This is a genomic window from Pseudobacillus sp. 179-B 2D1 NHS (assembly GCF_045370945.1).
Lineage (GTDB): Bacteria > Bacillota > Bacilli > Bacillales > Domibacillaceae > Pseudobacillus.
On the sequence record NZ_JBIQDP010000017.1, the window covers coordinates 15801 to 31718 of the forward strand.

Genomic DNA, 15918 nt, shown 5'->3' on the forward strand with positions numbered 1-15918 from the left:
TTAAATCAATTATTATCTGAACTATTTCAAAGTATGTGTCAGAAACGCAGCAAATTAATTTTAGGCTTTATCCACGAACAGTGACATAATTACTTTCCCAAGATAAAGGCATAAATATAGTCTCTCCTTTCATTTTATCTTTGCAGAATACATGAATACCTTTTCCTAAGTCTCCAAAAAAACCATAAACTTTCCAATCACATGGTTTTTTCTGAACTTCCTTCCCACTATTACACTTATATGGATTTGATGAAATGCCTTCGCAACCAGGGCATCTAAATTGCTTTTCTCCTATTGCCTTCAACATATCTTCAACAGTTTCAAAAATCTTAACTTTGTCTGCATCAATGGACGGTTGATTAGCTTCCTGATAGTAATTAATAGCGCTATAATCTCGCTGTTTTTCCCAGGCTTCTAGAATGACCTCTTGAGGGATATTTAGAGCGGTGGAATATTCTCTTAACTTGTTTCTTAAATAACTTTCAAGGTCTTCGGCTCTTTGATCACCGGTTTCTCCTGATGATGATTTTCGGGCTTGCTCTTTCAGTTTCTCTATTGTCTGTTCCATTATTTTTCCTCCTTCAATATCACATCATTAGTTTGGTTTGTTACGGAAGCATCAAACCTTTGGTCTGCTTCCAGTAAGGCCATATTTGCAATAAAACTTGCGGGGGGCTCAAGTTTGGCACCAATAAGCATTAAAGCATGCTTATACATTTCTGCTCTTTTTGCTTGTTCAACTAGCCAATCAAGGACTGTAGCATCTTTCTGACTAACTATTAATTCCTCTTCACCGTTTTCAACTGCATGTTTTATCTCCTCGGTTAAATCGTTCGCATAATCTAGCATTTTATTTTCTTCCACTCTGCTCACCTCTTGTCACTCTATATACCTAAAACTATCCACCATACGGCAGCTAGTTAATCTCTTATTGGCAATAGCTTGAAATACTGGATACACGAATTTCAATAAATAAACATTCATAGTAATCATGTGGAGTTTTTTAAATTTGTAAAGAGAGAAATTTATACAATACTAAAAAAAGAAGGACACATTAAGTATCCTCCTGTAAAACAAATGGTCTTCTAATATATTTATTCAATCTTCATATTTCTTTAAGCCCTTATGTGTAAGAGCAATATTTGTTTCCGAAAGTTTAACAGTGTAATAGTAAGCATAGAAAATAGATGTTGTAATACGAGCCTTTGTAATAAAAGATCCATAGTCTTTTTCCGGATAGTGTAATCTTAAGGTATATCCATCGAACTCATAATTCCATGTGGTGTTTCTTATAGAATCTTCTATCGTTAACAGGCCTTCCTCTGCAAAATTAACTCCATAGGGGTCTAATTCTTTATAAGATCGTTGAACTTCGATTACTTCACCTATATGACCAGCGTACTTTCCACTTATAACCTTTACTTGATCCCCTACTTCAAATGCAACATCTGCATATGCATCCTTTAACTCTACTATTCGGTCATGAATCTCAGTGATAGGTGCATTATTTAAACCATGACCTTTAAGGTTTCTTGTTTCACCTATTTTTGGAGTGTATTCTACAACAATTAAATGGTAATTATTTTCCTTTGTTTTATCCATACGAATCTCAAATGCGATGTTACGGTTGATTTTGCCCACTTCTATTCTTTTTGTATTTGAGTCTTTCTGTGGTACTTCTTTTTTTAAGATTTCTAAAGCTGTTAGTAAAGATTGAGTCATTTAATTACTCCTCCTGATTTATTATGGTCGTAATCCTTTTAGTAGTAATGATTAATTTTTAAGCCAATCAATTGCAGCTTCCTTAAAAAAATCCATTATGTTATCTTTGGATATATCTTCTTTAAATGAGTTTGACAGGCCGTTCCCGGTAACTTCGTTATATCCCACTTGGGAGACGGCATAATCCGGTAAGGACCAAACCCCTTTGTTTTGTTCACTTGCTTCTTTTTCAGCGTTTAAAAACTCTTGTAAGTATCTAGTGTTTGGCTCCTGGACATAGCGGACAATGCCCATACCTTCACGTAAGACCATTTCTTGAAAACTCTTCCCATCCACATACAGATAAGCCAAATATCGACCATAGTGATCTTTCTTTTCTCCTTCATCAAATTCAAGTTCCACAGTTTTATTGCTGAGTGTTCTCTTAGCAAAATCACTTGCTTCTTTACCAAAAGGCATTCCTGCATTTGGACCAACAGACTCCGGTGTATCTAATAAAAGTAGGCGAACCTTTAATAGACTTCCCTTCTTAATAGAGAGATTTTCTTCGGGATGGACATAATTTGATTCAGCTCTAACCGTTACTGTGTCGCCATCCGATATAGTCTGTATGCTAGCAAAAAGGCGGTCAGGAGGGCTGGATCGGTCCTCTTTTAGATTATTCTTAACTGGATAGCAACCGCTCCCAATCATTAATAAAATGATGATACAAAGGCTCGTAAATATAGATTTCTTTTTTGTTATCCGTCTCTTCTTTTTCCACATTTTTTGCTTTAAAAAATTCTTCATGTTTTCTCCTCCATTGTTTTTAATAATTAATAGTCTCAGTCCTCTCTAAATAGCTCGTCTATCTCTCCTTCCTGTGCAAAACACAAAAAAGCCCTTTGGATTGGTAAAACAATGCATTGAAAATACATTGTCTTCACAACCCAAAGGGCGTATGTTTGATTTTTGATAAAAAAATTAAAAAGAAAAAAGAAAAAAATACTCCAATATATACAGCTTATCATAAAGCCTTGTTAAAGAAAATTGTTGATATATAAAATTAAAAAATCTCTTGTGGAAGGAGAATGGATATTTACACTATTGTTTCTATTTACGTGAAGCACACGACTTTTTTATAAGCAGTACTCCCTTATTTCAAACCTACATTTGATTAACAATATGCAGAAAACGAAACCAACTCAAATTTAAATGGAGACAGTAGAAAAAGTTTAAAAGTGGCAAGAAAGGTGCGCAGCTGGGACATAAATGGCAAGCTAAACTTTTCGACAAACCTCTTAATGCTCAAAAATCATTTGCGTATCGGAACATAAGTTCGTATAATTACAATAAAAAGAACTGGTGTTCTAGGAGGCGTTTTAGATGTTATATAATGACCGCAAAATGATGAAATGGAGAGGGCTCTTGTTATCCGAGCATTCTGAGGAGTTGCAAAAAAAGGATATTCTTAAGGAAGCCCATTATATTGATGAGCAAGAAAAAGAGCAGTTTAATCGGATTGTAGAAGAATCTTTTCATTTAAAAGTACCCATTACTGTCAGGTTAAATACCTTCGGCCGCCCCTATTTTAATGTGATAGGTATAGTTGAATCCTTGGTTGACAAAAATTACTTACACCTTTCTGGTACCGGTAAAATTCCTATTGCTGATATTGTCTCCATAGATTTGGCTTCCAATGATGGTGAAAGGAATGGACATTGATTACAGTACTCTTCCTAAAAGGTCTATACTTTGTGTAGATGTAAAATCTTTTTTTGCGAGTGTTGAGGCGGTAAGGCGTAAAATCCATCCACTTGATGCATATATCGTTGTTGTTGCAAATAAACAACGGCCTGGTGCGGTAGTGTTAGCCTCATCTCCTCTGGTAAAAAGGGAATTTGGTATAAATACTGGCTCCAGAGCTTATTCAATCCCGAATGATCCACGCTTAATCATAGTAGAGCCTTCAATGAAGTTATACTTAAAGGTTAACAATATGATTATGAATATATATAAGCGATTTGTTTCTGACGACGACTTACACGTCTATTCGATTGATGAAGCATTGATTGATGTTACTGCATCTGAGAAATTATTTGGTGATAAATTTGAAATTGCTCATAAGATACAGAGAACCATTTTTAAAGAGTTAAAGCTTATTGTCACTATCGGAATTGGAGATAATCCTCTTCTTTCGAAGCTAGCACTCGATAATCAGGCTAAAAATGCCGCTAACGGCTTAGCATACTGGTCATACGATAATATCAAAGACACTGTATGGAAGATCCCTAATTTAAAAGATATGTGGGGTATTTCAAGCGGATACATAACTAGATTACAAAGCATGGGTATTAATTCTGTGTATGATCTTGCCCATGCTGATAAATATAAGCTGAAAGAAAAATTTGGAGTATTGGGTTTACAAATGTTTTATCATTCATGGGGTGTAGACTATACGATCTTATCGGAAAAGGTAGAAACAAAGTCAAAATCCTATTCCAAGAGCCAAATTTTAATGCGTGATTATTATAATGAGCGAGAGATTTTGATTGTGATTCATGAAATGGTCGATGAAGTAGCTATGAGACTTCGTTCGCACCGTGTATCAGCAGGGAAAATTGCTCTTGCTATTAGTTATTCTAGGGACATTGAAGAGAGAGGATTTAAACATCAAATGCAGCTGCCTCGACATACAAATTGCACAAAAGACCTAAATACTCAATTTGAAAAACTGTTTAAGAAGCATTGGAGAGGACAGCCAGTCCGACAAATTTTTGTGGTATGCGGCAAATTGGAACCTGCCTTGTACGAACAAATAGATTTATTTAGTACTAATGAAGAATTGGAGAAAAAACATGCACTTGATGAAGCAATGGACGAAATTAGGTTCCGTTTTGGGAAAAGTTCAATCTTTTGGGCGCACAGCCTGCTACCAGCAGGAACATTCTTAAAAAGAGCTAATACAATTGGAGGACATAAAGGCTAAGAAGAAGAAAAGAAAATTAATCGTATACTGATAACAGGCCGGCACACATAAAGTACGTGCCAGCCTGTTATTTTATTGACATAGAAGATTACGATTCTTTACGTTTATTCCAGGATTGAGCCTTCATTAGAGCTGAGTCTTATTATTTGGGTTGGATTATAAATAATTACCTCACTCTCATCAGCACCTAATGGCGCTAAGGTAACATATTTGGAGTGTATGAGTATAAATTCCGTTGAAATCTTTCTCTTAAGTGTTAAGTCTGACCAGTGAGTTTGATTACTATATTTTTCATTGATGTTATCCCGGTAAGAAAAGGAAGAAAGGATATTCGTATCCAAGGTCACTGGATTCATTCCAGCATACACCCCTTGATTTTTCTCATTCTTTGACAGTTGGCGCCACAAGGGGATTGTATTTTCTCCGGCTTTTTTTATTTCTTGTTGCGTTTCAGATACAATAAAACGCAATTCATTTAATGCACGCTCATACTCCTCGGGAAATTGTTCCTTAAAAGAGTCATATATAGGCTGAAAGAGTCGGCGTTTCTCTTCCATTTCCCCATGTTCCTGCGTTCTCTTAATACACTCTAAAGCATCGTAAGTAAGAGCGGTAAAAAGGTGACGCCCCAAACTTCTTGGTTCAGCTCCTTCTTGATAGCCCTTAATATCAAAGTCATACCTATGTTCCTTATAAAAATTCCAAATTTCCTTTTCTTTTGGACTCATATAAACCCTTTTTCCAACAAGAGCACACATGAGTAGAGGTTCTTCAATGAAATGAATGTTCACTTTTACTTCCACCTTCGGATATCATAAATTTGATCTCTAGAGCAATCTGTTTAATAGGTCTTTATTTATTATAGAAGTAATTTACATAAGTATTAATATCATCGATTTCTACTTGAAATAGAATAGTGCTCCCTGGCATATGCCAAGATTGGTCTGCAGTTAATAATGTCAATATCAAGCCCCTTTCCCTAAGCCAATTCGTTAATTCTGTGGAAAGGGCAATTGTCTTTGTATCTTGATAAGGCTGGGACACTAAAACCCTAGAACCGTCTAAACGTTCATAAATACTAAGGTGGTCCGAATAAGGCATAATGTCATTATCGCGTTCCGCAAAATGTCGTCCTTTTAATAGACAAGTCCATGAACAAGTTTCACTTACCTTCTTCTCAATTTCTTGTTCCCTTACCCATGATAAAAATCGATTTTTATCTGCTAAAGAAGATAGGTCGTCTAGCAGTTTAATTTCATCTAGTTGAACACATGGCATAATCCCTCCACCATCCTTTGATTTCTTTTATCATGATGAATGTTTTAAAAATCTTATATGGCCCGCCTCTTTCTTACAGCTTCCAACAATGCTCCATAAGGATTTGTTTTCACTATATTGCTACGAAGAGCTTGAGAAAACGCTGCTAAGTAATCTGACTCAAATTGGATACCGCTTCCTTTTCTCAAAATAGACATTGCTTCTTCAGATGTAAACGAACGTTTTCTATAAACTCTTTCTTCGGTTAATGCATCATACACATCTACAATAGCAACGATTTTCGATAAGGGGTGAATTTTATTTGTTTTTAATGCTTGAGGGTAGCCGCTTCCATCATTCCGTTCATGGTGTTGCAGAGCAACAGTACTTAATATATTTTTCTTTTCATCTTTTAATGCCATTAAGCGATTATAGCCAAGCTCGCTATGCATTTTGATAATTCTGTATTCATCGTCGCTTAATCTTCCAGGTTTGTAAAGAATACAATCTTCAATATCTAGCTTTCCAACATCATGAAATAAAGCAGCTGCACCTAAATTCATCATCTGTTGATGGTTTAGCTTTAGCCTTTTTCCAATCATTAAACTAAACATCATTACATTCACAGAATGGTGAAATATATCTTTTCTACGATGCAATTCTTGATAAAGGGTAAATCGTTCTTTGCACTTCTTGGTTTCATCCATAATGCTTTGAATATACAAGTTAATCATCGAGTTACTCGACCCCTTCTCTGTGTTTTCACAAGAGAACCCTCTTACTTCAGGATTTCTATAATCAAGTCTGTTATCTAGGGAATCTTTGTTTCAACACCTGATTCTGAGAATAATTAAAGGGGTGGAAACGTGTATGTAAGAATAATATTGTTTTTAATCCCAGAAGACTTTAAATAGTAAGAGTTTGCTCTTATTTTGCGCTTATCTCTTCAACAGGAATTATGTGGCGATTTGCTGATTCCGCAAGGGCCAATTTTTATTTTGATTTATCTCTAATTGAATGCTGTCACAAAAAAGACACAAACGTAAATCGTCTATTTATATTTACCGATAGTATGATTAATCAATTAAATGTTCATCCAATATATTCAACACTACTTTTTGCATATTAGTCTTCTCTTTCTCTGCTTTTTGTCGAATTTTCTCCTTTAACTTAGAAGGCAGTTGTATGGTCATGAGATCCATACCGGATTCAATTAACACCTGTTTACCTGTGACTTCTATTCTCCCTTCTTCTATTCTCTCTTTTAAAAAACTACTGAGTTGCAGGGATACGTTCTCAAATACTGTATTTTTTAACTTTATGGTAAGCATTGTTGGAGATACTGCGTCAAATTCAAAATAAATGTTAGCAAGATCACTTTGCTGATAAATTATATCTATCCATTGAAAAGTAAGCGGATGATCAAGTGGAAGGGTCGCTGTAGCCAAGCCAGGATGACCAATTTGTTCACCGTAAGTTAGAGCGTAGTCTGGAGTTAAAAGATGTCTATAAATCCCTTCATGAAATGACAATATCTCACGAGTAGGGAGAATCATAAATTGCCACTTCTTCTTTTTATCCCAAATTAATCTGGCTTCATTAATTGAAGGAGATGAAAATCTTTGATACAAAGCGATATTATGCTCTCGATCATAGAAAGGACGCCTTTTGATGTATTCCCTTCGTATATATCTTTCATGCTTTTTGCCAAATATACGAACATCCTCTTCCTTAATGTAATAGGCATCTTTCCCTTGCATTTTCCCCTTTATAGCTGGCAATTGCCCTTCGTGAATAAAGTGCTGAATGGTCGAGCGGGAAAGACCAAGAAACTGAGCTGTCTCTGCTGTGGTCCAGCCCAGTTTTTCATCTTTTTGTTCTTTAGCTAAATTTTCAACATCTTTTTTAGAAAGCAATCGCATTCCTCGTTTTTCCCAGTAAGTAAGAAGTGTAAGCTTTCCTTCTTTTATGTATTTATAAATAGTGGATTTTGATTTATTTAAAATAGTAGCTGCTTCTTCAATTGTATAGCCCTTAGGTTGGTAAACTGACATGTGGTACCTCTCCTCCAGTGAAAGGGGAATTAGTTCTATTAAGCTGCCTATACTCTCTTATAAAAGATGGAATTTCGGAACAATAAAAGATTTTCAATTCATGATAAGAGATAGGTAACCCTCTTCTTATAACCTTTTTATATATTACTTCTAAGATAGAGTCTCTTACTTTTTGAGGTAAGACTATACTCGGTTCCTTTAATTCATGTAGATACCTCTCTCTAAGCAGATTATAAATCCAGTCTCTTTCTACTTTTGATAATTTATAAAATCTACTCTTTTCATGTGTGAAGTTCTCTTTGTTTTTCAATTCTTTGTTCATTTTTTCTTTCCCCTTTATGTAAGTATAGAACCTTATCGTACTTCCACCCATCCCTTTTTGATAGCGCTTACTACAGCTTGTGTTCGGTCGTTTACATTCATTTTTTGCAGGACACTACTTACATGATTTTTAACCGTTTTATCACTTATATCAAGATGCTCTCCTATTGCACGATTACTTTTGCCGTCAGCTAATAGCTGCAATATGTCACATTCACGCGGGGTTAAAAGATGAAATGGTCTTGCTACCTCTTTTTGTCTAAAACCAGTTTTGTGTATTGATATTCGACGATAATCTTCAAGAACGTTTTTTGTTATTCTTGGATGTAAGAAAGATCCACCATCTAGAATGATATTTAAAGCCCTTATTAGATCAGCTGCCCCCATGTCTTTTAACATATAGCCAACTGCTCCTGCTTGAAGTACATGGGTAACGTAACTTTCATCATCATGAAAAGAAAGAATCGCTATTTTTGCGTTAGGATCCCTTTTCATGATTTCTTTGGTGGCTTCTACTCCATTTAAGATAGGCATGTTTATATCTAATAGAATAATATCAGGACGATGCTCTTGATAGAGAGTCAATGCTTCCACTCCATTATTACCTTCTGCTAAAATTTCAAAGTTATCTTCAAACTCAATAATACGGCGTATGCCTTCTCTAAATAGTTGATGATCATCAATTAGAATAATGCTGCTTGTCATTTTTTGTCACCTTTCTTTATACTCTTCTAAAGGTACTGAAATTAAAACAGTTGTACCTTGTTTAATTTTAGATTGAATTGTAATCTTTCCATTTAATAGATCAGTCCTCTCTTGCATCCCCATGATTCCAAAACTGTCTACACTTTTCTCTTGGACATTAAATCCTGTACCATCATCTTTTATTAGACAAATAATTCTATCTGTCTTCATTTCAACCTTAACTTGAATCAGACTAGCGCTAGCATGTTTAATCGCGTTTTGCACACTCTCTTGTACCAATCGAAATAAAGCCACTTCTATTTCTCCTGGCAGCCTTTTCTCCATTCCTAGATTGATAAACTCAATAGACGTGCCCTTTCCGCTTTCCTTAATATAATCATTTGTTGTTTTTAAGTACTTTTTTAGTGTTGGAAATAGCCCTAGATCATCAAGAGCCATTGGGCGTAAATTATAAATAATTTGTCGTACCTCTGATAAGGTAGAACGGACAGTTTTCTTCATGTGTCGAATTTCTTCAAATGCATACTCAACACCCTTCTCAGTCCAAAGCCTTTCTATCAACTCAGATCGAATTAGTACATTGGCTAACATTTGAGCCGGCCCATCATGAATTTCACGAGATAGTTTTTTTCTTTCTTCCTCTTGTGCCTTCATAATTTGCAAAGCAAATACTTGTTTTGTCTGCGCGTGTTCTAGAGCTGCACCAAATTCTTTCATATCTTCAGATAAGAAACTCAGAATGACCGATACCCGAGAAATGAGTAACTCAGCATGTTCTATGGTTGCTTTCAATTCTCTTAACCGTCGTTCTATATCATTTCTTCGGTTAATCATTTGTTTTTCTTTTTCTTCATGAATTAATAAATTGACATGTATTTGGTGAGCATACTCATATGTACTCTTAACAAGTTCAGGGGATGAGTTTTTAAAATCTTGGTTAACTTCGGCTAGTTTTTTTCTTGCTAACCTGGATTTGGACTCTAATACTTTTTGCTCCTCGAAAGATTGTTGAATATCAAGCTTTAACTTTTCTAGTTCAGTTGTAAGGCGTTCATTTTCATTTCTCGACTGATCTACTATACGAAAAACTTGACCTTTACTTTTAGTAACGTTTTCAACCATTTCTTCAAGTATCGAGTTTAAAAATTGAGACTCGTTACTTACCATATCCTTCAGACTTTCCTTTCTATTTGCAGAATGTGCTGTTCTTAAAGAGTTGACCATACTATCGTCTCCTTGATTTTAGAAAGATATATTCTTTCCATATCTGCCGTAATAAAAGTTAGCATTCCAACGTAACACTTAAGACCATTATTTACTTATAGAAAAAGACAAAATAGTTACAACCAGGTTATCTGTTCATAGAGGTCATCATTTTTTTCACTTTACTTTTATCAATCTGCTTAACCTGTTCATCACAAGAAGCCAGTGGATCAATATTTGAAAAGTGTTTCGATTCTTTCAGAAGAATTGACTCCTTTATAACGTGAAATTTTCGTGCTTCAAAACAACCGGTGTGTGAATATTTATTGGGAAACTGAGAAACATAAAAATAATCTGAGCCATTAGGGAACAGATAAACAAACTCCGGAAAGGAGCCGGCTAACTCTTGATCTACACATTTTCCTATCATCATGTTGGCTGTCTCCTTTCAATTGTGTAAATACTAGTTAAATTACGCCTAGTTCAGTATCATAAAAGATACCTACCTCATCAAGCGTCTCAAATTTAACAAATACATTGTACCTATGCTCCTCATCAGACGGATAAAGCACCTCTTTAATTTCAGTTACCATACCCTTTTTTTTAATAAATCGTGAGCAATAGGCAGCTGATTCCACTGAATAATCTGTCGCATCTAGAACTACAACAAGGTCATTTACCTCCACTAAACAGGAGCGTTTCTTCATTTCTGATCTAATAACAGGATCAATCGCTTCAATATCCACTTTAATTAGTTTTTCATTTTCCATGTTTTCTTGTATAGAAAAAGCACTAAATAAATCCCATGATTCGTTTACGGTATTTGTTTTTTCATCCAATAGTATCAACTCCGTTCATTTTTAATTAACTGCTTTTCGATATTAATGAAGCGAGCCTCTTCATACAGATTGATTAGGACCAATACATTAATTCCATACTATATAATGAAAGGAATTGCGACTATTTATCCATTACATTATAACTAATTTTTCATAAATTATCAAATATTGGTTTATTTTTTATATATTCTAATATCAAAAAAATATTTATATATTAAAATATATAAATAGATAAGTATACAACGTATCAATTTAGCCGCAGAATATATATTCATGAGGACACAATTTGAAAGTTATTTAAAAGCATTACAAATAATTTTCTTTAAAAATCGATCTAAAGCGGGTAAAAACATGGTTAAATGCAAATGTATCTATTTTCCTAAAAGAGCGCTTTAGAGATAATTATGATGTTTAAAAGCGTTGAATATAAGACTAAAAAGAGAGGAAGGAGAGTGGATCAGGAATAGAAGAGATAAAAGTAGAGTTTCAAAGGGGTTGAAGTTTTTGCATTTGAGCCCATTTATCAATAAAGTAATGAAAGTACAAAGGGTGACTAAGATATGATTTGTGCATATCTTAATCACCCTTAAATAGAATTTTTTTGACAACCTTTAACTACTCTTTATTAATATTATTTGTTGACCTATCTATCTTACCTAGACAAACAGCTTCATTATCCTCAATTTTGACTCCGAAAGATTCAACTTGAAATTTGTCATTTTCATAAGACCCTTTGTTATGACCTATTATGTCTTCAGTTGAGAGTTCACTTACTTGTTTTCCTTTTTCATCTACATAAACATAAGAGGTCTCATGAAAATCAGAACTTCCCTCTCCTTCCCAGGCAAAATCAGACGGAGAAGATGTGTACAGAACTCCTTCATTATTAAACCTATAGGTAATACTTTTGTCTTTTATCTCTAACGCTGGTGCACTTTTTACATCGTATACAATAGCTGCACACCCTTTAAATCCCAAAGGTAGCTCGTAAGAAACTGAATAGCGTTTATCCTTAGTTATAAATATATACACAAGCCCTCCAATAACTATAAAAAGAACAATACCGAGCAAAAACCATTTATTCTTCATAAAGATTTCTCCTTTCTTTGGTGTAAAGGTAGAAATTCTATATACTTTTTTTCAAGCCGCAATTTCGGCATTTTCTCAAAAAAAGCCCATTTTTCACCGAGCTTTTGAATTTTGCTTGTCCGCACCGATCGCATCGACCTGGAATAACATCCGGAAAATACTTATAGTCATAAACGGTATCATTATTGTATTCATTTTCCTTGTCCATAGTAGGTAACCCTCCCTCTTATGTGTAAATTTGTTTTATCTAGTTGGATAATTAACTTCTTTGGTTCCTGAAGATTCTTTGACTATCAGAAGTTATAACGAACAAACTTAGCAAAAAAACCGAGTTTCTTCTATTATATATATTTCCCTAGGGAATCCTCTTTCCACTTTAAAACAGCGTGTTGCTCCCTGTTCATGATTTTTTGCAAGTAGATCATTGTTGTTTCGATTTGTTCATGGCCTAGTGCCCGCATAATATCATACACATCCACTCCGTTTAAATAGCTGATAATAGCGAAGCTGTGCCTGAACACATGTGGAGTAATCCGTTTCTCTCTCGCTTGAATAGAGTGGATAGGTACTTTTTCTATAGCATTACTCAAAAAGGTTGAAAAATAAGAAGGTCGAAAAGCTTTTTGTTTACTGTTTGGAAAGAGCGGCTCGTTACTTTGATATGGAAATTGCGCTGGAAGAAAGCGTGCCTTTCGATAGCGAATAATGCTGTCCATGACTTTCCCTTTTAGTGGTATTTCTCTCTCTTTGTTTCCCTTTCCTATCACTCGTAAATAATACCCTCCCAATATGGGATCAAATAGAACATCAGATACTTTAAGATGGCATAATTCTTCATTTCTGAGCCCGGTACCAACCAGGACATGGATTAAACTAAAAACGATAGGATTACCGCTTTGTTCGAAATAATCTAGAAGTTGGATTACTTCGCTTGGACCTAAGTCTCGATTTGGGCGATCATCTTTTCGAACAGTCGCTGATAACAAGCTATTATGTAGTGGTTCAGCAATATAGCGCTTCTCATACAAAAACTTAAAAAAGCTTTTTAGAATTACAGTTTTACGCGATAATGTAGCTGGTGAATAGGATCCGTTCTTCTTCACATAAGGACTGCTCTCAGCCATCCACGTTTGATACCTGCGAATATGACGGGGCTGTAAACTTTTAAACAACGATCCCTCTACCACCTCATCTATGTCAATTCCGATATCGGCCGCAAATTGTAGAATATTTTTAACTGTCTGTTCCAATTCTAACTCATACTCATGAATGGTTCTTTCCGAACGCTGCGCTGCTTCATTTAAATTTGTATTCCGGTACAAAAAATAATGAATTACATCTCGATCATCAAAATAATAAAAAGCATCTCTTCTTTCTTTTTCTGCACGATCCATTCGATGGATTAAATTCTGAACAGTTCCTTCACGATTTTCAGGAAATAAACTCTCACTCATTCTTGCAAGTAAAGAATTAGCCATTTATCTTTCTCCTCTCACATATGTATCTATGTAAATTTTATTTAATAGTCAATTAATTGTTTTCTTTTTAATTAAGATAATATATTAAAATTTAATTGTTTTATTTAACTATTTATTAAGTATAACTAATTTATAATCATTTTTCTTTTTTAAAAATCAAATCTTAGTGAAAAAAATCCTTCATTTGTTTCACTAGTTATATTTGTTTAAATATCAAAAATATGTATAATTAAAGTAGTTAATGATTATCTAATTGTTTCATAAAATAGCTAAATAATAATATATAACGTTCATTAATTCCTTGTCTATTAGTTAATATCAAAAAACGTTTCGGACAACCTATCTAAAAATAATATAGAGAATGGAGAAATGGTATATGGCGATGTTTCAAGATTCAAAATTCGTTGAACTAGAGGAGCAATTCAGTTGTGGTGTGGAAGTAAAAAATGAAGGTCATTCGTTCAGTTTAACGCTTGTACAAAAAAATGCCCCCTTAATACCTGAGAAGATTATTGACTATAATTGGAAAGTAACCTTAGCTGATGGATTTGAATTCCGAGCTCCGATGGGCAGCGCCCAAACAACATATCCTCCTACGAGATTGGAAAATATTATCAATGCTTTGAAAAAAGCAGGGAAATATGATGATCCATTTTTAGCCCATGCAATTAATGATACGATTGATGAAATTTATAGAAAATATAGCTGATGTAACCAAAGAAAGGAGCATTCTGTCTTGAACAATATGAATTACTATACCACTAAAGAAGTAGCGGAACGGATTAATCGTTCTACCGTGACTGTACATAAATACGTACAAGAAGGAAAGCTAAAACCAGTTGAGGATATTTGGGGCGGCCATCATGGTTTGCTTTTTGAAAAAGCACATATAGATGCCTTTATTGCAAATATGCCTGATGAAAAGCCTGGATATACTTTAAGCGAGGCAGCAAAAACATTAGAAACCAATCGAACAACCATTCAAAGTTATTTAAATGAAGGCTTACTCCCTTATATTAAACATCAATCTCGCGGACGCACAGTAACTTTTATAAAAGAAAATGATCTAAAGGAGTTTTCTGAGATTTACGAGAAGCGGATACGTGAGGACCGGTTGAAACAACGACAATTTTATAATAGAAAAAGGAAAGAAGCTGTTTATCAACTTTTTTCATCACCTTCTCTTCCAGAAGCAAGACTTTTTCGAAAAGGATTAGGAGAGTGGCACTTTATTATTCCGCAAACGGGAAAAGAGCTATCATACAATGAGGGTATTTATCAGTATCAGTTGTCACCAGTTTACCCGGTTGAATTCGGAAAGAGAATTGGAACACCTGGTTATGCAAAAATCAACCTTCCTCTCCGTTATTCTCTCACCTATCAGTTTATAGACTTATTGTATCAAGATGCTTTTGTGGTGAATATGTATATGGACATTCTGCAAGATCGAATGATTATATTAATGAAAGATCATGTGTTTTATAATGCCTCTGAAGAATTAGCAGAGTTTATTTCATCAAGGTTAGAAGAAGGAAAATCCTATTACAAGCAAGGAATATTAGCTATTGAGTCGGAGCAAGATACATTATCTATCCGGTTATCAAGAGAGATAAAACAGTGGATAAAACAACTATCTAATGAAAAAGGAACAAGCATGCAAGATATTGCTCGGGAGATCATTGAAGAAAAATATAGATCCATACACTCACATAGCATTTAATTTAATAAGTCAGGAACCTAGTATCTGAGTAAGATAAGCGAAGGTTCCTGACTTATTTTTTTATCCAATGATATTAGATAATTCCAGCTAAGACTATTAAATAAATCGAAAAACAATAGCCGCTAAAAACTTTAACTTGGGAAGATTAGAGATCCGTTTTACCTAGTTTCCACTTAGTTTCGATTAAATTATTTCTTTTTTAAGTCTTCGTTTTCCTCGCTAACAATAAAAAGAGAAGTAATCGTTAGAATAATTCCTAAGAGTAACAGAGACCCAAAAATCCCTCCAATCCAAAGCAGTTCATTTTTTGATTCAATTGGCCAGAGTCCCGTAACAAAAACGGAAATAAGCATTGCAGATACTCCTAGCTTTGTTATAACAGATTTGGAGTCTTTTAATAAATATAAACTTGTAACCGCCAAAAGTACATAGACTAAAATCTCAATACCTAACATTATTGCTTCACTCATCTTCCTCAGCTACCTCCATTCTTAATTAAATCATGATCTTTATTGGTTAATATTTTAAGAGCAAATTCTTAACAATTCCCCTTCGAATCAAA

The 15918-nt window shown here is 34.5% G+C and carries 21 protein-coding genes; 4 read left to right on the forward strand and 17 right to left on the reverse strand.

The genetic code is table 11. The features are described 5' to 3' along the window. Window positions 1-67: 67 nt before the first annotated feature. The 4 genes from ACH0BF_RS16370 to ACH0BF_RS16385 form a co-directional block, all read right to left on the reverse strand. A complete protein-coding gene (locus ACH0BF_RS16370) occupies window positions 68-568 on the reverse strand; it encodes a hypothetical protein (protein ID WP_406909714.1) in 501 nt (166 codons plus the stop codon). Beyond that, window positions 568-864: a hypothetical protein gene (locus tag ACH0BF_RS16375; RefSeq protein ID WP_406909715.1), complete on the reverse strand. Its 297-nt coding sequence runs from the start codon at window positions 862-864 to the stop codon at window positions 568-570. Before ACH0BF_RS16375 ends, ACH0BF_RS16370 begins: the two co-directional genes overlap by 1 nt. 234 nt (window positions 865-1098) lie before the next feature. Continuing rightward, window positions 1099-1722 (reverse strand): KOW motif-containing protein, encoded by a 624-nt coding sequence (locus ACH0BF_RS16380; RefSeq protein ID WP_406909716.1) that lies wholly within the window; start codon window positions 1720-1722, stop codon window positions 1099-1101. Between the two features lie 51 nt (window positions 1723-1773). Next, window positions 1774-2511 carry a thermonuclease family protein gene (locus ACH0BF_RS16385; protein WP_406909717.1) on the reverse strand — a complete coding sequence of 246 codons (738 nt, stop codon included), beginning with the start codon at window positions 2509-2511 and terminating at the stop codon, window positions 1774-1776. Between the two features lie 576 nt (window positions 2512-3087). On the opposite strand from ACH0BF_RS16385, the gene ACH0BF_RS16390 reads away from it, so the two are divergent. Both ACH0BF_RS16390 and ACH0BF_RS16395 read left to right on the forward strand, forming a co-directional pair. Beyond that, the gene (locus ACH0BF_RS16390) at window positions 3088-3426 is read left to right on the forward strand and encodes a YolD-like family protein (RefSeq protein ID WP_406909718.1); all 339 of its coding nucleotides are present in this window, start codon (window positions 3088-3090) and stop codon (window positions 3424-3426) included. Continuing rightward, window positions 3416-4690, forward strand: coding sequence for a Y-family DNA polymerase (locus ACH0BF_RS16395; protein ID WP_406909719.1), 1275 nt, complete (start codon window positions 3416-3418; stop codon window positions 4688-4690). Before ACH0BF_RS16390 ends, ACH0BF_RS16395 begins: the two co-directional genes overlap by 11 nt. A gap of 104 nt (window positions 4691-4794) precedes the next feature. Here the strand turns inward: ACH0BF_RS16395 and ACH0BF_RS16400 are convergent, their stop codons facing one another. The 12 genes from ACH0BF_RS16400 to ACH0BF_RS16450 all read right to left on the reverse strand — a co-directional run bounded on the left by ACH0BF_RS16400 (window position 4795) and on the right by ACH0BF_RS16450 (window position 13636). Then, window positions 4795-5481, reverse strand: coding sequence for a hypothetical protein (locus ACH0BF_RS16400; protein WP_406909720.1), 687 nt, complete (start codon window positions 5479-5481; stop codon window positions 4795-4797). Between the two features lie 61 nt (window positions 5482-5542). Next, the gene (locus ACH0BF_RS16405) at window positions 5543-5968 is read right to left on the reverse strand and encodes a hypothetical protein (RefSeq protein WP_406909721.1); all 426 of its coding nucleotides are present in this window, start codon (window positions 5966-5968) and stop codon (window positions 5543-5545) included. 53 nt (window positions 5969-6021) lie between these two features. Then, window positions 6022-6681: an HD-GYP domain-containing protein gene (locus ACH0BF_RS16410; protein WP_406909722.1), complete on the reverse strand. Its 660-nt coding sequence runs from the start codon at window positions 6679-6681 to the stop codon at window positions 6022-6024. Between the two features lie 342 nt (window positions 6682-7023). Further along, complete coding sequence (locus tag ACH0BF_RS16415; RefSeq protein ID WP_406909723.1) at window positions 7024-8001, reverse strand: helix-turn-helix domain-containing protein; 978 nt, start codon at window positions 7999-8001, stop codon at window positions 7024-7026. Further along, window positions 7982-8323 (reverse strand): hypothetical protein, encoded by a 342-nt coding sequence (locus ACH0BF_RS16420; protein WP_406909724.1) that lies wholly within the window; start codon window positions 8321-8323, stop codon window positions 7982-7984. The genes ACH0BF_RS16415 and ACH0BF_RS16420 overlap by 20 nt, the downstream gene beginning before the upstream one ends. 32 nt (window positions 8324-8355) lie before the next feature. Continuing rightward, window positions 8356-9027 carry a response regulator gene (locus ACH0BF_RS16425; RefSeq protein ID WP_406909725.1) on the reverse strand — a complete coding sequence of 224 codons (672 nt, stop codon included), beginning with the start codon at window positions 9025-9027 and terminating at the stop codon, window positions 8356-8358. A 6-nt stretch (window positions 9028-9033) separates the two neighbouring features. Continuing rightward, window positions 9034-10251, reverse strand: a complete 1218-nt coding sequence (locus tag ACH0BF_RS16430; RefSeq protein WP_406909726.1) for a sensor histidine kinase — start codon at window positions 10249-10251, stop codon at window positions 9034-9036. A 127-nt stretch (window positions 10252-10378) separates the two neighbouring features. Beyond that, window positions 10379-10663 (reverse strand): hypothetical protein, encoded by a 285-nt coding sequence (locus tag ACH0BF_RS16435; protein ID WP_406909727.1) that lies wholly within the window; start codon window positions 10661-10663, stop codon window positions 10379-10381. A 34-nt stretch (window positions 10664-10697) separates the two neighbouring features. Further along, window positions 10698-11069, reverse strand: coding sequence for a hypothetical protein (locus ACH0BF_RS16440; protein WP_406909728.1), 372 nt, complete (start codon window positions 11067-11069; stop codon window positions 10698-10700). A 615-nt stretch (window positions 11070-11684) separates the two neighbouring features. Continuing rightward, entirely contained in the window at window positions 11685-12158 is a 474-nt protein-coding gene (locus ACH0BF_RS16445) for a DUF6843 domain-containing protein (protein ID WP_406909729.1), read from the reverse strand. Window positions 12159-12195: 37 nt separating this feature from the next. Beyond that, entirely contained in the window at window positions 12196-12366 is a 171-nt protein-coding gene (locus tag ACH0BF_RS25110; RefSeq protein WP_483879964.1) for a DUF8096 family protein, read from the reverse strand. Between the two features lie 133 nt (window positions 12367-12499). Then, entirely contained in the window at window positions 12500-13636 is a 1137-nt protein-coding gene (locus ACH0BF_RS16450; RefSeq protein ID WP_406909731.1) for a tyrosine-type recombinase/integrase, read from the reverse strand. Window positions 13637-14012: 376 nt separating this feature from the next. On the opposite strand from ACH0BF_RS16450, the gene ACH0BF_RS16455 reads away from it, so the two are divergent. Together ACH0BF_RS16455 and ACH0BF_RS16460 are read left to right on the forward strand one after the other, a co-directional pair. Beyond that, window positions 14013-14345: a hypothetical protein gene (locus ACH0BF_RS16455; RefSeq protein ID WP_406909732.1), complete on the forward strand. Its 333-nt coding sequence runs from the start codon at window positions 14013-14015 to the stop codon at window positions 14343-14345. 36 nt (window positions 14346-14381) lie between these two features. Beyond that, on the forward strand, window positions 14382-15356 hold the full coding sequence (locus tag ACH0BF_RS16460; RefSeq protein ID WP_406909824.1) for a helix-turn-helix domain-containing protein: 975 nt from the start codon (window positions 14382-14384) through the stop codon (window positions 15354-15356). A gap of 188 nt (window positions 15357-15544) precedes the next feature. Here ACH0BF_RS16460 and ACH0BF_RS16465 read toward each other — a convergent pair whose 3' ends face one another. After that, on the reverse strand, window positions 15545-15826 hold the full coding sequence (locus ACH0BF_RS16465) for a hypothetical protein (RefSeq protein ID WP_406909733.1): 282 nt from the start codon (window positions 15824-15826) through the stop codon (window positions 15545-15547). Window positions 15827-15918 lie beyond the last annotated feature (92 nt).

What these genes read in the sequence shown, in the direction of transcription:
- ACH0BF_RS16370 (WP_406909714.1), bottom strand. Translation starts at nt 568, where the DNA reads ATGGAACAGACAATAGAGAAACTGAAAGAGCAAGCCCGAAAATCATCA.
- ACH0BF_RS16380 (WP_406909716.1), bottom strand. Translation starts at nt 1,722, where the DNA reads ATGACTCAATCTTTACTAACAGCTTTAGAAATCTTAAAAAAAGAAGTA.
- ACH0BF_RS16385 (WP_406909717.1), bottom strand. Translation starts at nt 2,511, where the DNA reads ATGAAGAATTTTTTAAAGCAAAAAATGTGGAAAAAGAAGAGACGGATA.
- ACH0BF_RS16390 (WP_406909718.1), top strand. Translation starts at nt 3,088, where the DNA reads ATGTTATATAATGACCGCAAAATGATGAAATGGAGAGGGCTCTTGTTA.
- ACH0BF_RS16395 (WP_406909719.1), top strand. Translation starts at nt 3,416, where the DNA reads ATGGACATTGATTACAGTACTCTTCCTAAAAGGTCTATACTTTGTGTA.
- ACH0BF_RS16405 (WP_406909721.1), bottom strand. Translation starts at nt 5,968, where the DNA reads ATGCCATGTGTTCAACTAGATGAAATTAAACTGCTAGACGACCTATCT.
- ACH0BF_RS16410 (WP_406909722.1), bottom strand. Translation starts at nt 6,681, where the DNA reads ATGATTAACTTGTATATTCAAAGCATTATGGATGAAACCAAGAAGTGC.
- ACH0BF_RS16415 (WP_406909723.1), bottom strand. Translation starts at nt 8,001, where the DNA reads ATGTCAGTTTACCAACCTAAGGGCTATACAATTGAAGAAGCAGCTACT.
- ACH0BF_RS16420 (WP_406909724.1), bottom strand. Translation starts at nt 8,323, where the DNA reads ATGAACAAAGAATTGAAAAACAAAGAGAACTTCACACATGAAAAGAGT.
- ACH0BF_RS16425 (WP_406909725.1), bottom strand. Translation starts at nt 9,027, where the DNA reads ATGACAAGCAGCATTATTCTAATTGATGATCATCAACTATTTAGAGAA.
- ACH0BF_RS16430 (WP_406909726.1), bottom strand. Translation starts at nt 10,251, where the DNA reads ATGGTCAACTCTTTAAGAACAGCACATTCTGCAAATAGAAAGGAAAGT.
- ACH0BF_RS16435 (WP_406909727.1), bottom strand. Translation starts at nt 10,663, where the DNA reads ATGATGATAGGAAAATGTGTAGATCAAGAGTTAGCCGGCTCCTTTCCG.
- ACH0BF_RS16445 (WP_406909729.1), bottom strand. Translation starts at nt 12,158, where the DNA reads ATGAAGAATAAATGGTTTTTGCTCGGTATTGTTCTTTTTATAGTTATT.
- ACH0BF_RS25110 (WP_483879964.1), bottom strand. Translation starts at nt 12,366, where the DNA reads ATGGACAAGGAAAATGAATACAATAATGATACCGTTTATGACTATAAG.
- ACH0BF_RS16450 (WP_406909731.1), bottom strand. Translation starts at nt 13,636, where the DNA reads ATGGCTAATTCTTTACTTGCAAGAATGAGTGAGAGTTTATTTCCTGAA.
- ACH0BF_RS16455 (WP_406909732.1), top strand. Translation starts at nt 14,013, where the DNA reads ATGGCGATGTTTCAAGATTCAAAATTCGTTGAACTAGAGGAGCAATTC.
- ACH0BF_RS16460 (WP_406909824.1), top strand. Translation starts at nt 14,382, where the DNA reads ATGAATTACTATACCACTAAAGAAGTAGCGGAACGGATTAATCGTTCT.
- ACH0BF_RS16465 (WP_406909733.1), bottom strand. Translation starts at nt 15,826, where the DNA reads ATGAGTGAAGCAATAATGTTAGGTATTGAGATTTTAGTCTATGTACTT.